Raw genomic sequence first — 14,466 nt, forward strand, 5'->3', positions numbered from 1 at the left:
TATCACCGTTCCAATCACGGAACCGTGAGCGGGATCCCGGGCCAAGCATCTGAAAATATGAGTCATTTCGGCCCTTTCGCTGAGGGCCCTGAGTCCTTAACGGGTGGTAAACCCCGGAAAAAAGAATCCCCGGGACTCCACGGGTAGAATCGCCGGATGCTTTCCCCATGAGAGCGATCCTTCAGACCCCCATGAACGCGTGCACTTCGTGCTCGCGCTCGCGCTGTTCGCGGCCTGCGCCGCGAACGTGGCGCTGGTCTGGTCCTGGCTTTAGCGAAATTTGGCTCTAGCGACCCACGCGAAAACGCCGTGGCGGCGCGACGGCTGTAGCGATTGACGGCCCCAGCATTCCTTCCATCATTGCCAGCAGAACGAATGCCCGCCGCGGCCAGCGCGGACGGGCCGCATCGGGGAGCGAACATTGATCGAAACGCTGAAGGAACGGGTCAATTGCGACGCCGGCCTGGTGCGGCGCGGCCGCTATCTCACCACGACTTTCCTGCTCGAGATCGGCGCGGCCGCCTGGCTGATTGCGATCCATGAGGGCCGGATCGTGTCGGTGACCAAGGGGCCGTTCGTGATGCCCTCGTCGTCCTTTGCGCTGCGCACCTCGGAGGCCGAGTGGGGCCGCTTCTGCGAGCGGCGGCCGCCGCCGGGCTCCAACGACCTGATGGCGCTGATCAAGCGCCGCGTGCTGAAAGCCGAGGGCGAGCTGCAAATCTTCATGGCGAACCTGCGCTACTTCAAGGAGGCGCTCGCGAAGCTGCGCCGCGAGGGAGCCGCCGCATGAGCGCGACATTCGAGCCGATCATTGGCCGCTACATGCAGCTCGAGCTGTTCGGCCGGGCGCACCGCGTCTATGTCGAGGAGGCGGGCGGGGGTACGCCGCTGCTCTGCCTGCACACCGCAGGCGCCGACGGGCGGCAATATCGCGGCCTGATGAACGAGGAGCGCGTCACCCGCAACCATCGCGTCATCGCCTTCGACATGCCCTGGCACGGCAAGTCGTCGCCGCCGCAGGGCTGGCACGACGAGGAATACCAGCTCTCATCAACGCAATACACGACGATGATCCTGGCGGTGATGGACGCGCTCGAACTGGAGAAGCCGATCGTGATCGGCTGCTCGATCGGCGGGCGGATCGCGCTGCATCTCGCGCTCGAGCATCCCGAACGCTTCCGCGCCATCATCGGCCTGCAGGCCGGCGCGCATGTCGATCCCTATTACGACCTGAATTTCCTGCACCGGCCGGACGTGCATGGCGGCGAGGTCGCGGCTGCCATCGTCTCGGGGCTGGTCGGGCCCGACGCGCCCAACAAGGAGAAGTGGGAAACGCTGTGGCACTACATGCAAGGCGGGCCCGGCGTGTTCAAGGGCGACCTCTATTTCTACAAGATCGACGGCGATATCCGCGCCCGCATCGCCGAGATCGACACCAAACGCTGCCCGCTGTTCCTGCTGTCAGGCGAGTACGATTATTCCTGCACGCCGGAGGAGACGGTCGCGGTGGCGAACAGCATTGCCGGCAGCGAGGTCACCATCATGAAAGGCCTCGGCCATTTCCCGATGAGCGAGAATCCGGGCGAATTCCTGAAGTATCTGCTGCCGGTGCTGGAGAAGATCGGCGGCCGCCAGAGCACCGGTTCGCGCTGAGAAACACGTCAGAACCGCTGCTGTGCCCCTCGACCGCCGGCGGCGCGGGTGACAGACTGCGCGTCCGCACGATTGGCGTGAACCGGTTGCGTAAGAGGTCTCGATGCTTCCGAAAGCTGAAGCAGCCTATTTCGCGATTGCCGACATCTCCGGCTATACGAACTTCCTCGCGGCGGTCGAGCTCGACCATGCCCAGGACATCATCGCCGATTTCATGGACGCGGTGGTGAAAGCGCTGCGCCCGCCATTTCGCCTCGCCAAGTTCGAGGGCGACGCCGCGTTCGTCTACACCACCGCCGAGACAATCGACGGCTCGTTGCTGCAGGACGCGATCGAGGGCGCCTATTTCAAGTTCCGCCGGCGCCTGCGCAGCGTTAGCCAGGCCTCGGCGTGCGAGTGCCGGGCCTGCGTCGCGATGGGCGATCTCGATTTCAAATTCGTCGTCCATCATGGCGAGATGGTGAAGCAGAAGATGGGCGGGCGTGAAGAGCTCGCCGGACGTCATTCTGGTCCACCGGCTGCTCAAGAACACGGTTTGCGAAAAGGTCGGCGGGTGCGCCTACGCGCTCTACAGCGACGCGGCGATCCGCGCCATGGGCGTCGATCCGGTGGCGCAAGGTCTCATCGCGCATCGCGAAACCATCGACATCATCGGCGACGTGACGCTGTGGGTGCGCGATCTCGAGGCGGCCTGGCAGCAGGACGACGCGCAAAGGCGGATGGAGGTGACGCGCGCCGACGCCCACGCCATGCTGGAGTTCGATATCGCCGCGCCCCGGCAGACGGTGTGGGAGTTTCTAACCGTGCCCGGGCAGTGGCAGCAATGGTGGGACGCCGACACCATTGTCGAGGAATCCGGCAAGGGACGGCGCGGTGTCGGCACCAAAAATCACTGCATGCACGGCAACCATACCGTCGTCGAAGAGCTGCTCGATTGGCACCCGGCCGATTACTTCACGGTGGGCATCACGCTTCCGGTCCCCGACGCGCCGCGGATCGTGATGACCCGCGCCGTTCTGGACGGTCCAGACGGAACGACGCATCTGGAGCTGCGGCTCGCCAAGCCGAAGCCGAAGGACAGGGCGTTCGTCGACGGCGCCTTGGCCAAATACGCCGAGCGCATGACCCGGGCGATCGCCGGCTTGCGATCGATGCTGGAAGGAAAGCAGCCCGTTTCCGACGCAGTGGAGGAGCCGGCGCTGACGCGATCGAGCGGACGCTTCCTGACCGATCCGGTGAAATCGGGCGCGCTGCGCTGAAGTCCAATCGACCCCGGCGGACAAGCGCGGGGGGCAAGGCCATCAGGTGAACAGGTCGCTGGTTACTTGCCGGAGCGCGGCAGGTCGCTGTTGTCGCGGATCGCGGCGCGCACCTTGGCCATCGTCGTGGTGCAGTATTCCTCGCGCTCCCTGAGGAAGCGCTGCTGCTGGGCGCGGAAATTGGCAACCCGCTCCCGCACCTCGGAGCCGAAGTCGCCGCTGATGTCGAGTTTTGCGAATTGCGGCGGCTGCGCCGGTGGCGGCGGGACCTCGACGACGGTCACTGCCAGAGGCGGCGGAGCCGGCGGCAGGCCCTCGATCACGGTCGGCACCGGCAGCGGCGGCGGCACGACCGCGGGCCGCGTCTCGGCCGCAGGCTTGGGCTTGATGTCGAATGTGGCGATGGCCTCGGCCAGGGCCTCGGCAGCGGCGGCGAGTGCCGGTGTGGCGGGTGCGGGCGCAATAGCAGGCGGCGCGGCGGTCTGCTGGGCGGCCGGTGGCGCTGTCGTTCGCGGGGCAGATGTCGGCGGGGCAGGCGTCGGCATTCCGGCGTCGGGCTGCTTGCCCTTCACCGACTCCACGAAAGCCATTGTCTGCGCGATCAGGAGATCGCGTTCTTTCATCCACTTCATGGCGCACCTTGAGCGGGCGGATTGCAGCAGAGCAACCGCGCGGAATCAAGCACTCGCCATCATGATGGTTGACGAAGACGCCTGTTTTGCAGGCGCGGTGACAAAATTGTGACGTACCCGGCGTGCGAGGCGGGTCAGCGTTGGCGGGGATTGGTGTTCGGGACGAACGGGGTGCCGACGATCCGGACCGGCGTCAGGTCAGGGGCCGGCGCTTGATTGGGGGCCGGCCTAACCGCGGCGTTGGCCGGCGGGGGCGCCGGATCCAGCGCCGCAACGGCGCCGGCGGCAGCCACGCTCAGCAGCGTGAAGGCGCCCAGAAGGAGCATATGTCGGTTGGCTTCGCGTAGCCTCATGCGAGGAAAATCGCGTGAGCGGGCATAATGTTCCGAACAAATCCTCAGACGATTTCGCGGGGATTTGGCGCAGCGCTCAGAAAGCGCGTCAGGAGCGGACCTGAAGGCCTTGGGCGTGCTGATCGGGGGACGAGCCGGCCAGCGGGCGCAGCATCGCGACGGGGTGGGGCTCGGTCTGGTGCGCGGCCGCCGCGGCCGGCGCTGGTTCGGTGCTGCGGGCCTCGATCAGGTCGGCGTAGCGGCCGTACTCTTCGGCCATTTCGAGCAGCTGCTGGCGGACCGTGGCGTCGGTGACCTGGCGGGCCAGCCGTCGTGCCTGATCGGACTGGAAGCGGTAATGTGCTGTATCGGACATCGGATGGCTCCTCACATATGTGTAAGGGCCATCAGGCAAAGGTTCATCAAGCCGTCATTGATGGGAAGGCGTCCTTCAAGGGAAGGCGCTATTGAAGGGTCTGTGAGCGATCGGTCAGCGCGGCCGCCGCTGCGTGCCCAGCCTTGTCCTCGCGGACCTCGACCTCGAACCAGCCCATCTCCTTCAGCTCGCGCGCCTTCTTCTCGGCCGCATCTTCGCTGTCGCGCTTCAGCACGATTTGGCTGGTGCCATCACGGGCAAGGATCAAATAGGTCATTGGCTGAGTCCCATCCCGCATTCTGCATACCCCATTCTCGGCTGCAAGGACAGAAACAAGGCGGAGGATGGGTGATCCTACGGGAATGATCCCACGATTCCTGCCAAGGCGCAGGGCGTCGCGGGTGTTTCCGAACCGGCCCTCCGGCAAAGGCCGGTCTGGAGGGCGAGTTAGCCTAACGCTTCACCGCCATTTCGATATGGCGGTTTCTGTCGTCCCACCGGCCGCCCTGCAGGCAGCTCTGACGGTAGCTGTCGCAGACGGCGAGATCGCCGCCATGGGTGCGATTCCAGCTCTTGCAGGTCGACGCGATGTAGGAGCAAGTGCATTTGCCCGACGTGCACTGACGCTCGACGGCGCCAAGCTGACCAGCCGCAGCGGCTTCGCCAGCAGGCCGCGATGCTTGCTTCGTCTTTTGTCTGGCGGTGCATGCCTGCAATTCAGCGTGGCGCTGGCCGTTGTCCATCGCGCCTTGGCGCTCCCGTTCAGGACGATGCACAGCACGCGGGCGAGAAATCGAACTGGCTGGTTAGCGAGACGGGAAGGCGAAAGGTCACCGCGGGGATGGCGTGGGGACTTGATCCTTGCAGGCAGTGGGATCCTGCGTGGGGACCCAACTCCCGCTGCTGCACTGGAGGCCGCGCCCCCCGCCGAGGCAGATGAGGGCTCCCTGGGAATAAAACGCGTTGTTGTAGACACAATTCCTGGTCATGGAATCGATCTTCTGGGGGTCCGGCAGGAAGATGTCCTGCGCCGATGCGACACGCGACATCATGCAGGCGATGACCATGATTGCAAAAGCTGATCTCCACACTCGCGTTCTCCTTCTCAGCAATCGGGAATCTTGAGATGGCCGCGGTGAGGCGGATCGCCGGAAGGTAATTGTTTCGTATGACGGCTCAGCGTCGGTCGGCGCGTAGCATGCAGCGGGGGGTCGTCAGCGCGATCGGTGATGTGAAGCGCCGCCTGACGACCGGGAAAATACGGCCTCCTGTGTACGTTGTGGGTAAGCCGCAAGGCGCTTTGATTGAGCCGCAAATAAATGCTCGGCTTGGTCCAACACAACTCGGCTTAAGCCGAGTCTATCTGGATGGAGGACTCGATGCCCAGGCACTTCGGTTTGAAGGCAACAACGGCGGCAGGACGGTCGGCATTCACGGGGTCATCAAGAGACTTGCAGGAGCGGACTGCATCGGCGGCGGCGTCGAAGAGCCATCCTCCAGCCAGTTCCGCAGCGACAAGGCTCGCTTCTCAAGGCTCGGAGCTGCCATATTCTCCCGCGAGTTGGCGGGGTTGCTGTGGACGACGGACGATCTCGGTCAGCTGAGGTCACTTCCCGATGAAGGCCAGCGCAAAGAAACTACGCGCCGAAGCCGACTGTGCCGACCAGATTGCCAGAAGCGCTACAGACCAGAAGAAGCGAGAACTGTACGAACGCCTCGCTGCCCACTTTAGGAATCTGGCTGTGGAAATCGATAAGGCGATGGCAGATCGCTCGGGGTAAGGCTGGGTCAGTTGGCGGCCTACCGTAGAGCCACAGCAAACGTTCCGGCCCCATCATTCGTTGGGCGCTAATCATTGCGCGAGTTGCGACAATAAGCCTGAAATAAATAGCTCGCTATTCGCTCCAGACAGGCACACAGTAGGTCCATCACCGCCCGAACCCGTGGCTTATATCGGTGATGAGAACGCTCGATCGCGCTCCCGCCTTCCTCTAACGGAATGGAGCGCGCCATGTCCATGAAGCGACATCTCATACACACTCAATCACTTGAACAGCGTCTTGGCATCCAGGCAGAGCGGCTCCGCAAGGAGGCCCGGGGGACTCCCCCAGGCATCGAGCGCCAGCGCCTGGTCCGCAAGGCTCGTCTGGCCGAAACCGGCTCACACTTGAGCGAGTGGCAGCGGTCGCCGGGTTTGCGAGCGCCGACGTGATGGGTCGACACCCATCCCATGCAGATATCGGCGTGAAGAGAATAGTTAATTTCCGCAGACGATGGGCAAACAAGAGCGACACGGTAATTAGAACCGCCCTGAACCACTTCTGGAGCAAACAGATCAACAGAAGTGCTGCCGCCATGCAGAAGGAGAAGGACAGGCTCCGCAAGTAAAGAGGTCATCGCACTCGAGAAGTGCAATATCCGGGATTTTGTTCGTACCCTCTCGGGGCTAGGGGAGCGCCGTCCGTATTTATTTCAAACGGGCGGCGTAACTTTGTCTGGGCCGCCTCAGTTGGCGGCGTCTCGGCGTGTTTCCCGACTATCCCGCACCTGTGGTTCGCAACACCGATAGCGGCGGCTGCGCCAAACAGCCCACGACTCTGACCCGCCGCAGCGACGGGACTCATTTGTGCTGCTATCGACCCGCCGATCGCGGGAATTTCAACATCATCATTTTTTGAGGAACTTGTTGCTACCGTCGACCCGCACCCCACCGCGATCGTGCGTTTTAAGCAGAACCTAGAACGTATTTCCGGTGCCAACGGCCGGGTAACCTGCGAATTGGCCGCGAGCTTTCGAGAGCTTGTCGATAGCGTCGTGGTTATGCGTAGGAAGGCCGGGGAGCCCTATCGGCTGGAAGCCCGGTGTGACGGCTAGCCGGATTGATTGGCGGTCCTGGTAGAACCGCCAAAGGCCGCACGGGCGCTCTTATCCATGGGGGTAACCTCCACCCCAATGGACAAGAGCGGAATGTCGGCCAAACCAACTGGTGCCGGCTGAGGGGATTGAACCCCCGACCTTCAGTTTACAAAACTGCTGCTCTACCGCTGAGCTAAGCCGGCGAAATGATTTGCGCGCTCGCATAGCAGACTTGGTGCGTCAGGGCCAGAACCTGAAGAGCCGATGTCCAGAACCTGAATGCGCGGACCGATCCCCTCGCTTCGACCGGACGGGCACGGAAAAGGCGGCCCGAAGGCCGCCTTTTCCGCCGTCAGCGCTTTGCGTGAGCTACTGGCAGGGATGCCGGAGGCCGTCGCTGCCGCGGAACCAGGTGCCGGGGGTGCAGACGAAGCCGTTCTGCCGTGCATATTCCTCGCCGCCGATCGGGGTGCGGGCGTATTCCGGACCGCCAAACGGGGCGGTGGCGATCGCAGCTGCCGTGCCGACCGCGCCGCCGACCACACCGGCCGCGACGTCGGCAGGCCCGGGGTCATACCGGTTGTAGCTGCCCTGCCAGTCGCGATCCCGCCGATAGGTGCGGTCGCGAGTGGTGGTGGCGGTGGTGCCAGGCGCCATCCTCTCGCATCGGGCGTCGGGCCAGGCATTCGAGCAACGGGCGGCGGTGCCGACGGTCTGTTGCGCCATCGCGGGGCTGGCCAGTGTTGATGCGAGCAGGGCTGCAGCGCCAAGGAAGCGTCCATGAATCCTGAGTTGTGTCATGCGAAATCTCCTCTCGTCGTCGTGAGGGGCTAATCTCGCTGCGCGGCGCCTGTTCCGGCGCGGCCTTGCCCTGCGTTCAAACCAGTGTGAAGTTCCGCAACGCTCGCGCATGATGCGTTCCGGATCACGCTCGATTTACTTGTTCGAGCATGATCTCAGCGCAAACGCTTCGCGTTTGTCGCGGGAAAACCGGTGCCCACTTTTCCGGATCATGCTCGGTTTGACGAGAATTGCATGCACACACGCGACATCGATTATGCCGGCGGCGACGCCACTCTGCGCGGCTATCTCGCCTTCAACGACGCCGGCGTAAAGCGTCCCGGCGTGCTGGTGTTCCACGAAGGGCTTGGGCTTGGCGATTTCGCGATGGAGCGGACGCGCAGGCTGGCCGAGCACGGCTATGTCGCGCTCGCGGCCGACATGTTCGGCGAGCGGCGGCAAGCCGCCGATCTGCAGCAGGCGATGACGCTGATCGGCGGCCTGCGCACAAACCCCGCCATGCTTCGCGCGCGGTCCCGTGCGGCGCTCGCGACACTCACGGCATTGGTGCTGACGGGGGCCGACGATCCGCTGGCGCCGCCCGATCAGGTGGTGGCCTTCGAGAACGAGATGCGCGCCGGCAAGGTTGCCGACTGGCAGGTGATCAGCTACGGCACACGCTGCACGGCTTCACCAACCCGACCGCCGATGGCTCGATCATGAAATCCGCGCTCTACGATGCGCGGGCCGATCGCCGCTCCTGGGCGGCGATGCAAGGCCTGTTTGACGACGTGCTTGTTTGACGAGGTGCTGGCCTGACAAGATCAGCGATGTGGTGTTTGATCTGCAGTGACGGCGCGGGCGCGGGGGATCGATGTTTGGAATCTTGAGTCTTGGCTTTCTGCTCGGCATGCAGCACGCGCTGGAGCCCGATCACATCGCGGCGGTATCGAGCATTGCGGCACGCCGGACCCATGTCGGCGACATCGTCAAGCACGGCCTGACCTGGGGCCTCGGCCACACGTTGACACTGTTCATCTTTGCCGGTGCAGCGATCCTGCTCGGGCGGGCGATCCCCGAGACGGTCGCGCAGCCGATCGAGACCGCGGTCGGCGTCATGCTGGTCGGCCTCGGCACGCATCTGTGGTGGCGGCTGTGGCGCGACCGCGTGCACTTTCACAGCCATTCGCATGGCGACGGCACCGCGCATTTCCACGCCCACAGCCACGCCGGCGAAATCTTGCCGCATGCCTGCGCCGCCCACAGCCACGCGCACGGTTTCCGCTGGCGCACGCTGCTGGTCGGCCTGATGCATGGCATGGCGGGGTCCGCGGCGCTGCTGGTGCTGACGGTGTCGCAGGCCCCAAACCCGGTGATCGGGCTTGGCTATGTCGCGCTGTTCGGCATCGGCTCGATGATCGGCATGGGCGTGCTGTCGAGTGTGATCGCGGTGCCGCTGGCGGCCTCGGCGCGCTGGCTGACCTGGGCCAATCGCGGGCTGCAAATCGCGGTCGGCGCGGTCACGATCGCGATCGGGATCCATTCGATCGTCGAGAACGCGTTCACCTGATCCGCCAGCGGCCGTTAACGATTTCTGATTCCGCATCGCCGCATTGAGCGGATGCCGATGCTTACGCGTTAGGCTTACCGGAAGTTTGGCCCGCGCCCTTAACCCTTCCGCCAAGGGCTTGGATTAGGCTGCGGATGGAACAATTCGGGACGCTGGGTGACATGCGCGTAAGTCTTGCGCTGGCGATATTGGCTGCGATGACCTCGACGGCGCTGGCCGGGGGCGGCTTCGACATCGTCGTGCCCGTGCGCCCGGGCGTGCCCATCATCATCAACGGTGTCGACGCCTCCTACGCGGTGATCGAAAGCGCGATGGGCCTTGCCCGCAACGACTCGATGGTGCCGACCGTCTATGGCGGCCGCCCGATCGATCCGGTGCCGAATGTCGGCCACTATTATCCGAGCCTCGGCCGCATGCCGGGTTACGGCCGGCTCGAGATCGAGCCGCCGGCCAACCGGCGCCTGCCGCAGCCGGCCGAGAGCTATCATGAATCATGGTCGGCGCATTCCGCGCCGCTGCCGGCGCAATCCAATGTGCCGGTCGATCCGCCGCCGGTGATCTACGCGCCGCAATTCAACGGGCCTCAGCGGCTTCCGGGACCGGTGCCGCGGCCACTGCGACCGAGAGGCCCCTAAATCGGGAGCCCCGCAAACGGGGATCCTTCATAGCCATCAAGAGCTACGCGACGACAACGAGACCCACAGGAGAGAGTAATGCGTCAAATGATCAAAGGACTGATTGCGGCGGTGGCCGTCATGGTGTCCGCTCCCGCAATGGCGTGCGGCTTCAACCCTTGCGGCTATTCCGCGCCCGTCGTGAATTACGGCTGCGGCGGTTGCGGCGGTTATGGCTATGGCGGTTACGGCGCGGTCGAACGTCTGCCCGACCCGGATGCCGCTTATCCCAGCGCGGCGCAGCAGTATTATTACGTCAACCAGGGCCCGACCTACACCGGTCCGGGCAACTGGGCGCCGCGTCCGTATTATCGCGAGGGCTATGGTCGCCCGTACGGCTATGGCTATCGCCGCCACTATGGCTATGGATACCGGCACTACGGCTATCGCCATCACTATGGCTATCGTCCGCACTACGGCTATCGCTACGGCCACCCGGTGCTGCGCCGCTACTACTGATCCGGCGATCGATCCAAGACATTAGCGCCCGTTCGCGTCTCGCGAGCGGGCGCTGCTGCTACATCAGGTTGAGCCGGCTGGCGCCGATATAGAGCGCGAGCACGGCGGCGTTCGAGACGTTGAGGCTCTTGATCTCGCCGGGCATGTCGAGACGGGCGACGACGCGGCAGGTCTCGCGCGTCAGTTGCCGCAAGCCCTTGCCTTCGGCGCCGAGCACCAGCGCGAGCGGCGCCTGCAGCTGAACCTTGCCGAGATCCTCCGAGCCCTCGCTGTCGAGGCCGACGGTCTGGAAGCCGCGCTCGTTCAATTCGTTCAGCGCGCGCGCCAGATTCTGCACGGTGACAACAGGAACCAGCTCGAGCGCGCCGGAGGCGGATTTCGCCAGCACGCCGGTCGCCTCGGGGCTGTGGCGGGCGGTGGTGACGATCGCCCTGACCGCGAATGCCGCAGCCGAGCGCAGGATGGCGCCGACATTGTGCGGATCGGTGATCTGGTCGAGCACCAGCACGATGCCTTCCAGCGCCAGCGTGTCGATATCGGGCGAGGGCAGGGGATCGGCCTCCGCCAAAAGGCCCTGATGCACGGCATCCGGGGTGAGGCGCCGGTCGATGTCGCCGGGACGGACGATCTCCGGGGTGACCCGGGTTTCGATGTTCTCGTCCGCCAGCCGCTTGGCCGCGTTCTCGGTGAGGTAAAGCTTGCGGATCTGGCGGTCCGGGTTGGCCAGGGCCGCCGCCACCGTGTGCCAGCCATACAGAATCACCGGCCCGTCGGAACCGGATTCGCGGTCCCGCCAGGCCGGCGGACGGGCAAATTTTGGCCCTTTTTGGAAGGGTTTACCGCCCTTGCCTCGGAAATTGGGTTTGCGGTCGCGATCGCTCATGTGAGGCTTGTGTCACGGCTCCCGAATATTGGCAATTTACACAGCGTTTTCGAGCGAAGTGGGGACCGGTTCGCGTGAAGAAAACGCGTCAAAAAACAAGAATCTAGCCCCCCCATATGCCGGTTTGGAACAGAGATCGCGCCAGCCCGCAAAAGTATGCCAAATAGACGGCCGGCTTGGTTGACTTTGGGGACCGCCTTCGCCCATAAACGCGCCCGACCGCGCACCCGCTTCGGGTCGGCCGGTTATCAGCGTCATTTCGATGACCCGGTCCGCCGCCACTCGCGCGGCCGGTTCTGATGCTGTTGGACGGGGGAGTGTCCCGAGTGGCAAAGGGAGCTGACTGTAAATCAGCCGCCTCATGGCTTCGCAGGTTCGAGTCCTGCCTCCCCCACCAGCCTTCGCTCGCTTCGCGAGCTACGGCTGGGCAAGCCAGCAAAACTGCATCGTAGCGAAGTGAGCGAAGGCTGCCGCGCCGAAGCCCGGAAGGCGAAGGCGGGCTGTATCCGCGAAGCTGTGGCGTTGTCCGATGTGGGCAGCAGACGAGCCCGACAAATCGCGCTCAGACGTCATCGTCTACCAGGAAAGGGGATTATCTCTGGGGCCCGGACAGATTGACCTCGCGTTCAGCCCGGAAGACGTTGCTGTGAAGGTTGGCGATCCATTGGCGACCGCTGGACGTCACATTAAGATAGCGGATCGCAAGCTGGATCTGTGGTGCGACATTGGTCCAGTAAAACTGCGGGAATTTATAGACGATATCGGCGGGTGTCGCGTAGCCGAGCTTCTTGTTCAGCCCGATTTCCTCGAACTCGTGGAAAAGCGCATTTGACTTTCGCATGTAATGGGGGTCACCGAGTTGGCCGATCAGATCGGCGGCGCGCAACAGTAACCCTTCCTCCTCGTTGAGATCGTCCGTGTCGATGTTTGGTGTCGTCGCGTAGGGGAAGCGGGTGTACTCGATTGCCCGGGCAATTCGGGCCGCATCGACTTCCTCCACGGCATCGAACCGCTCAATCACAAACAGTTTTGAGCGGTCGACATGGTAGGGCGCAAGCGCGGCGTCGGACGATCCAACCGGTAACTGGACGGTGCGGCCGCTGAGGTCCGCGACATACGCATCATCCTCGTCGCCCTCGACGATGCCGCGGACGTATCCGATGTCGTGGGCAAGGCAGGCCAGAATGAAGTTCGCGTAGTCGTCGGCCGTGGTGGTTCGCTGCAGCGCCCTTCCGGCCAAGATATCGTTCCCGACCAGGGTCACCAGCATGGTGTGTTCGATATCGTGATAGAGTGCATCGCTGTTACCGATGCACTCCAGTGTCAGCCTGGCGGCAAAGGGCAGCAGCTTCGTCAAATCGGAATGTGAGGAGCGGAATCGGCCTTCAGTTTCCTTGGCAAGAAAGGAGCCAAGGGCTTGCGCGGTCAGTTGAGGAATCGTGATCATCTTGGCATCCTCTCCAGCCTAGCTGTGTCTGCGTCACGACCGACAGGGCTTGTGCATCGGTATATACCGATCGAAACGACACTATCACCAATCCTTGTAAGTCGGCTCGGTACATCCGACGCAGACCCAGGGAAATGTCGGCTGTGCGTTTGGGGTTCTCGGGAAGATATCTGCTCCAGACCGAAGCCTTGATCGGGCTGATCGACCGCCAAACCACATCGAAGCTTCCGGAAGCATCGAGCTTGCCGATCATCGCGGGCTTGGAAAGATGATGATTGGTGTTCAGGACGACCTCAAAGCAACTTGGCGCCCGCACACGCTGGCCGTACATGGCAGATGAGAAATCACGGCCAGAACGTCACTATCCCCGAACCCGTCCCCATTGCCGCATGTCGTCGCCAAAGTGCAAATCGTGCCAGAGGAACATTGCTTGCAGTTCGGAGAGCCGGGAAACACCTGACGTTCGAAAGCGCCACAGCGGGGGTGAGTTTTATTCCGACGCGATTGCATTCCGTTGATCTACGTCAATCTCGCGGCGCCAAAGAGTCGCAGCTTCGTCGTTCGCCAAATCGTTCGTTAGAGAAAGGGCGCGCCATGCTTCGTTGGATCCTCGCCGCTTCGGCAGTTCTGCTTCTCGTTGCTGTCTGCGTGTTTCCCGATGATGCCTATGCCCGTCGTGGAGGAGGCGGCGGATTCCGCGGCGGCGGAGGTGGGTTTCACGGTGGCGGGATGCGTGGCGGTGGTGTGCATGTAGGTGGCGGAAGGGTTCATGGTGGAGGATATCGCGTTGCCGGCCGCCCGCGGCCATCGCACCCGATCGCCGGCCGTCCGGGCTATCCGGGCCGGCCGATTGCAGGTCGCCCTGGCCGCCCGGTCGCCGGCTATCCCGGATATGGCAGAGGTTACTATCGCCCTGGCTGGGGTTATGGTGCTGCTGCCGTCGGCGCCGCGACCGCTGCCGGCGCATACTATGGCAGCTACGGCTATTACGGAAACCGAGGCTGCTATTACGATCAGTACGGTCAAATGGTCTGCCCGCAGTCCCAGTATCAATACTGATCCGGCTGAGCGGTGGTGGATAGTTCAGCCGTCGCTCCGCAACGTTCGTTGATCAGAACCGGTCGCACTTCAGCACGACCGCGTTTGGATGTGTTGCACGCAAAAGGTCGCCGCGATCGCCGTCGTGGCTAGCTCCTCTGTTTGAGTCTTTAAGGAGAGGATCGATGGAGTACGGCGCGTTCACCGACGCGAGCCTCAAGATGATGTACGAGGCTGTTCGCGGCGCGCTCGAAGCCGACGATGAGTTCGAGGCTATTGGTGAAGATCCAAAATTCCGGGTCCGGTCGACGGCCGAATGGAAGCTGCATGCGAGCAATCTTGAGACCGAGATGCTGAGGCGAGGGCTCCGGATCGATCTCATCGATTGGACGAACGGCCAGGGCGAGCTCCCGCTTTAAGGTCTTCAAGATCGGCGAGAACGCAGACCCGAATTCCGCCAGTCTTTCGCAAGCCGGGGTCCACGTACCGACCAAACGCATCTGGAAA

At 63.4% G+C, this 14,466-nt stretch carries 18 protein-coding genes, 2 tRNA genes and 1 pseudogene; 11 read left to right on the forward strand and 10 right to left on the reverse strand.

From position 1 onward, the window contains the following. The first annotated feature begins 421 nt into the window (after positions 1-421). The 4 genes and pseudogenes from K359_RS0115495 to K359_RS52050 all read left to right on the forward strand — a co-directional run bounded on the left by K359_RS0115495 (position 422) and on the right by K359_RS52050 (position 2,912). Positions 422-790: a hypothetical protein gene (locus tag K359_RS0115495; RefSeq protein WP_029080167.1), complete on the forward strand. Its 369-nt coding sequence runs from the start codon at positions 422-424 to the stop codon at positions 788-790. Further along, a complete protein-coding gene (locus K359_RS0115500; protein ID WP_029080168.1) occupies positions 787-1,653 on the forward strand; it encodes an alpha/beta fold hydrolase in 867 nt (288 codons plus the stop codon). Before K359_RS0115495 ends, K359_RS0115500 begins: the two co-directional genes overlap by 4 nt. 214 nt (positions 1,654-1,867) lie before the next feature. Then, positions 1,868-2,095, forward strand: a pseudogene (locus tag K359_RS64390) (DUF2652 domain-containing protein); the annotation flags it as partial. Between the two features lie 40 nt (positions 2,096-2,135). Beyond that, complete coding sequence (locus K359_RS52050; RefSeq protein ID WP_245284619.1) at positions 2,136-2,912, forward strand: SRPBCC family protein; 777 nt, start codon at positions 2,136-2,138, stop codon at positions 2,910-2,912. A 62-nt stretch (positions 2,913-2,974) separates the two neighbouring features. On the opposite strand, the gene K359_RS57245 is transcribed toward K359_RS52050, so the two are convergent. The 7 genes from K359_RS57245 to K359_RS0115560 form a co-directional block, all read right to left on the reverse strand. Then, positions 2,975-3,544: a hypothetical protein gene (locus tag K359_RS57245; RefSeq protein ID WP_051346143.1), complete on the reverse strand. Its 570-nt coding sequence runs from the start codon at positions 3,542-3,544 to the stop codon at positions 2,975-2,977. Between the two features lie 134 nt (positions 3,545-3,678). Then, complete coding sequence (locus tag K359_RS0115515; protein ID WP_245284620.1) at positions 3,679-3,870, reverse strand: hypothetical protein; 192 nt, start codon at positions 3,868-3,870, stop codon at positions 3,679-3,681. A 115-nt stretch (positions 3,871-3,985) separates the two neighbouring features. Then, the gene (locus K359_RS52060) at positions 3,986-4,252 is read right to left on the reverse strand and encodes a hypothetical protein (protein ID WP_035976629.1); all 267 of its coding nucleotides are present in this window, start codon (positions 4,250-4,252) and stop codon (positions 3,986-3,988) included. A gap of 88 nt (positions 4,253-4,340) precedes the next feature. After that, complete coding sequence (locus tag K359_RS0115525) at positions 4,341-4,529, reverse strand: hypothetical protein (protein ID WP_029080170.1); 189 nt, start codon at positions 4,527-4,529, stop codon at positions 4,341-4,343. A gap of 175 nt (positions 4,530-4,704) precedes the next feature. Beyond that, positions 4,705-4,995 carry a hypothetical protein gene (locus K359_RS0115530; protein ID WP_029080171.1) on the reverse strand — a complete coding sequence of 97 codons (291 nt, stop codon included), beginning with the start codon at positions 4,993-4,995 and terminating at the stop codon, positions 4,705-4,707. 2,241 nt (positions 4,996-7,236) lie between these two features. Next, a tRNA-Thr gene (locus K359_RS0115555) sits at positions 7,237-7,311 on the reverse strand. Positions 7,312-7,477: 166 nt separating this feature from the next. Further along, complete coding sequence (locus tag K359_RS0115560; RefSeq protein WP_029080174.1) at positions 7,478-7,909, reverse strand: hypothetical protein; 432 nt, start codon at positions 7,907-7,909, stop codon at positions 7,478-7,480. A gap of 234 nt (positions 7,910-8,143) precedes the next feature. Between K359_RS0115560 and K359_RS52065 the strand changes: the two genes are divergently transcribed. The 4 genes from K359_RS52065 to K359_RS0115585 all read left to right on the forward strand — a co-directional run bounded on the left by K359_RS52065 (position 8,144) and on the right by K359_RS0115585 (position 10,591). Beyond that, complete coding sequence (locus tag K359_RS52065) at positions 8,144-8,611, forward strand: dienelactone hydrolase family protein (RefSeq protein WP_029080175.1); 468 nt, start codon at positions 8,144-8,146, stop codon at positions 8,609-8,611. A gap of 151 nt (positions 8,612-8,762) precedes the next feature. Next, entirely contained in the window at positions 8,763-9,458 is a 696-nt protein-coding gene (locus K359_RS0115575) for an urease accessory protein (protein ID WP_029080176.1), read from the forward strand. 161 nt (positions 9,459-9,619) lie between these two features. Then, positions 9,620-10,093 carry a hypothetical protein gene (locus K359_RS0115580; RefSeq protein WP_029080177.1) on the forward strand — a complete coding sequence of 158 codons (474 nt, stop codon included), beginning with the start codon at positions 9,620-9,622 and terminating at the stop codon, positions 10,091-10,093. Between the two features lie 78 nt (positions 10,094-10,171). After that, positions 10,172-10,591, forward strand: coding sequence for a hypothetical protein (locus tag K359_RS0115585; RefSeq protein WP_029080178.1), 420 nt, complete (start codon positions 10,172-10,174; stop codon positions 10,589-10,591). Between the two features lie 58 nt (positions 10,592-10,649). Here K359_RS0115585 and rlmB read toward each other — a convergent pair whose 3' ends face one another. After that, positions 10,650-11,474, reverse strand: a complete 825-nt coding sequence (rlmB, locus tag K359_RS0115590; protein ID WP_029080179.1) for a 23S rRNA (guanosine(2251)-2'-O)-methyltransferase RlmB — start codon at positions 11,472-11,474, stop codon at positions 10,650-10,652. 311 nt (positions 11,475-11,785) lie between these two features. Between rlmB and K359_RS0115595 the strand changes: the two genes are divergently transcribed. After that, positions 11,786-11,871 (forward strand) — tRNA-Tyr (locus K359_RS0115595). Between the two features lie 195 nt (positions 11,872-12,066). Here the strand turns inward: K359_RS0115595 and K359_RS0115600 are convergent. After that, positions 12,067-12,921 (reverse strand): hypothetical protein, encoded by an 855-nt coding sequence (locus tag K359_RS0115600; RefSeq protein ID WP_029080180.1) that lies wholly within the window; start codon positions 12,919-12,921, stop codon positions 12,067-12,069. Next, a complete protein-coding gene (locus tag K359_RS66185) occupies positions 12,860-13,252 on the reverse strand; it encodes a transporter substrate-binding protein (protein ID WP_084518401.1) in 393 nt (130 codons plus the stop codon). The genes K359_RS0115600 and K359_RS66185 overlap by 62 nt, the downstream gene beginning before the upstream one ends. 263 nt (positions 13,253-13,515) lie before the next feature. On the opposite strand from K359_RS66185, the gene K359_RS64400 reads away from it, so the two are divergent. Further along, a complete protein-coding gene (locus K359_RS64400; protein ID WP_084518402.1) occupies positions 13,516-13,980 on the forward strand; it encodes a hypothetical protein in 465 nt (154 codons plus the stop codon). 164 nt (positions 13,981-14,144) lie between these two features. Continuing rightward, positions 14,145-14,378 carry a hypothetical protein gene (locus K359_RS0115615; protein WP_029080182.1) on the forward strand — a complete coding sequence of 78 codons (234 nt, stop codon included), beginning with the start codon at positions 14,145-14,147 and terminating at the stop codon, positions 14,376-14,378. The last annotated feature ends 88 nt before the right edge of the window (positions 14,379-14,466 follow it).

Source organism: Bradyrhizobium sp. th-b2 (genome assembly GCF_000426785.1).
Classification (GTDB): Bacteria; Pseudomonadota; Alphaproteobacteria; order Rhizobiales; family Xanthobacteraceae; genus Bradyrhizobium; species Bradyrhizobium septentrionale.